Origin of the sequence: Candidatus Sodalis sp. SoCistrobi (genome assembly GCF_900143145.1) — a bacterium.
GTDB lineage: Bacteria > Pseudomonadota > Gammaproteobacteria > Enterobacterales > Enterobacteriaceae > SoCistrobi.
On record NZ_FRDB01000303.1, the window covers coordinates 1 to 2,652 of the forward strand.

Genomic DNA, 2,652 nt, shown 5'->3' on the forward strand with positions numbered 1-2,652 from the left:
CGGCGACTCCTACGATAATGCGATGGCAGAGAGTATCAACGGGTTGTACAAAACGGAGGTTATCCACCGCGGGAGCTGGAAAAACCGGACGGAAGTGGAGTTGGCCACGCTGGACTGGGTGGACTGGGTGGACTGGTACAACAACAGAAGGCTGCTCGGGCGGCTGGGTTACATCCCTCCTACTGAAGCCGAAATGAACTATTACGCTTTGCAATTAGCATCAGAGGAAGCGGCGTAGTATTGCCAAAATTACTCTCTAATAAACTCGGGGTTATTCAATCCAGCCAATGGGGCGCGGACCGATAATGGCATTTAGCGGATCATGCGGCAAACCATGGCCCAGCGCCGGTTCGTAAAAGTAGTGGGTATTTGAAGTCATAGCGGCGTTCTCCAGCCAATGCTTACCCGGCGGTCTGGCCTGCCCGTGCGCAGGCGATCTGCCAATGGGAAAACCTCCAGTATAGGCGCCCCAATACAAGACTGTCTTACCCTTTTACTGCAGCAGACTATGGCCGTCTTGGCACCAGCCTAGCGCAGCTGGCTGTCCTTACTGCTGCGGCGGTTATAGCCGGCATAGCTTGCCTGCTGTTTATCCCGTTCCTGTTGGCAGGCCAAACATAACTGCACGCCCGGCACCGCGAGTCGGCGCGGTTCAGGAATCGGATCGCCGCATTCCTGGCAAAACTGCGCGCTTACACCGCCGTTCAGTCCCTGACGTACGCGTTGTACTGCATCATTGAGGGTGGCATCGATTTGATCCTGCACGGCGCCCTCCGGCGCCCAGCCACTGGCCATAGTGATACCTCCGCTTGCAAAGCAACAAAGAAAAAGGCCGACGAGCAAGCCGTCAGCCTTTGCGAAATGCCCGTGCCGACCTGTGCCGGCATTGACGTTAGTTTATTCGATGTTCGATTCGATAAACCACAGGAATTTATCCAGGTCGCGCGAGGCCGCCGTGAAAATATCGGCAGTGTCGTCATCTTCGACTTCGGTTATCGCCTTACGCACATCGTTGGCAACGATACCATACCGATCGGCCAGCGCTTTCAGATGGTCCTGCACCGTATGGATATTGGTCGGGTAGCTTTTCAGCGGCGTTTTGTCGTTGGTTACCTGCACCGTTCCCAGTGCGACGCCACCTAACTGGACGACACGTTCGGCAATGGTATCCTGGTGGTCGAGGATAGCGGTACGGAAACCGTCCAGCATCTCATGCACACCGATAAAATTGTTGCCGCGCATATTCCAGTGCGCTTGTTTGGTGATAAGGGCCAGATCCACCAGCTCAATAACAATACGGTTAAGCGTGGCAATAGTGGCAGTCTTTACCTCTTCATCGACGTCGTTACGCGTAAAAATGAGTTCAGAAGATTTCGTTTTAACCAGTTTAGCGGTACTCATAATGACTCATCCTCTTAATAATTCGTGATGGTTCGTTTTTAATTTCGTTTAGATAATAAGTATAACAGCGATTTGAAATCTTGCTCCCTATCAAAGCTATCGCTGTTTTTTATTGAAGCGATGCGGCGGCGGTGGCGGTTTTTCGGCCGCACGCATAGTGTTCCCTCGTCGCAGCGCGTGGACGGTTCGGGCGCTGCGGGAACGATCTCATGCCTGGCAACGCGCGCGCCTAAGACGCCCTGTCAGGCGGCGCTCCGGCGCGCGCTGTCCCTGCCTGCCCAAACCCTCATCTTCTTAGCGCGGTCATGCTAGTTCTTCTTAGCGCGTTCATGCTGTGAAGAACAGACTTAACCGCTCCGCCCCCCAAGATGTCGCTATCAGGCCACATTTTACAGCCTTATAACAGAGTGGTTAATTGGGAATAATTATTGTTTCGCTTCGTACCCCTTTCTAGCGGCGTCATAATAGGGAACTGCGGATGCCAATACATGGTGAAAATAAGCCAGGCGGCTATGAGTTAATTAAAAACTTATTAAACAAGAACGCAATGGCTACCGTTTCGTCTGTAAAGAAAAGCGCAAAAAAAAGGAAAAAAATAGGCAAACTTGCCGCTAAAGGTCTATTTTTTAAACGGTCGATTCGGAATGTTCTGGATATGTTGTAAGGATAAGTAAAGGTCAATCGGCGGCAGCTCACCAAAACATAAGCAAAATGAATAGGATAGAAGTTTTTGAAAACTTATGTTACACGATACCTTCACTTGGACAACAATTATTAAGCAGAGTTTCATGCTGGGTTTTGATATATTTTCATGGTTAGGACGTACATTCACATTTGAGGTGGTTATGAAAAAAATTGCATGTCTTTCAGCTTTAGCCTGTGTACTGGCAGTGGCAGCAGGTTCCGCAACAGCAGGTGAAAGCACCGTCTCCGCCGGTTACGCTCAAGGTGACCTGCAGGGCGTAGTGAACAAGGCCAACGGCTTCAACGTAAAATATCGCTACGAGTGGGACAATGACCAACCGCTGGGCGTGATCTCCTCGTTCACTTATGTTGAGAAAGATCGCGCGGAAAGCGGCTCGTACGAAAAAGCGCAATACTATGGCTTCACCGCCGGTCCGGCTGGGTCTGTAAATTTTTTTGTGTAAATGGCTCCATCGCTTAACTGGAGATTCGTTCTCCATACATCAACATGAATTGGCTCATAGCAGGTTTCCAGTCTCTGAGTGGCATGGTCCATTTGGCGGAAAT

General features: G+C 50.7%; 3 protein-coding genes and 2 pseudogenes. 2 read left to right on the forward strand and 3 right to left on the reverse strand.

What is annotated here, in order from left to right:
• Positions 1–238 (forward strand): integrase core domain-containing protein (locus CINSTRO3249_RS14850; protein WP_143146883.1); only part of this gene is annotated, 238 nt, incomplete at its 5' end.
• A 39-nt stretch (positions 239–277) separates the two neighbouring features.
• Here CINSTRO3249_RS14850 and CINSTRO3249_RS16900 read toward each other — a convergent pair.
• The 3 genes and pseudogenes from CINSTRO3249_RS16900 to dps form a co-directional block, all read right to left on the reverse strand.
• Positions 278–379 (reverse strand): annotated as a pseudogene (locus tag CINSTRO3249_RS16900) (flavin reductase family protein); the annotation flags it as partial.
• A 149-nt stretch (positions 380–528) separates the two neighbouring features.
• A complete protein-coding gene (locus CINSTRO3249_RS14855; protein ID WP_074013808.1) occupies positions 529–795 on the reverse strand; it encodes a DksA/TraR family C4-type zinc finger protein in 267 nt (88 codons plus the stop codon).
• A 102-nt stretch (positions 796–897) separates the two neighbouring features.
• Positions 898–1,401, reverse strand: coding sequence for a DNA starvation/stationary phase protection protein Dps (gene dps / locus CINSTRO3249_RS14860; protein ID WP_074013809.1), 504 nt, complete (start codon positions 1,399–1,401; stop codon positions 898–900).
• A gap of 845 nt (positions 1,402–2,246) precedes the next feature.
• Here dps and CINSTRO3249_RS14870 point away from each other — a divergent pair.
• A pseudogene (locus CINSTRO3249_RS14870) lies at positions 2,247–2,537 on the forward strand (Ail/Lom family outer membrane beta-barrel protein); the annotation flags it as partial.
• Positions 2,538–2,652: the final 115 nt, after the last annotated feature.

Excerpts from the sequence above, each read along its gene's own strand:
- CINSTRO3249_RS14855 (WP_074013808.1), bottom strand. The coding sequence starts at position 795 with ATGGCCAGTGGCTGGGCGCCGGAGGGCGCCGTGCAGGATCAAATCGAT.
- dps (WP_074013809.1), bottom strand. The coding sequence starts at position 1,401 with ATGAGTACCGCTAAACTGGTTAAAACGAAATCTTCTGAACTCATTTTT.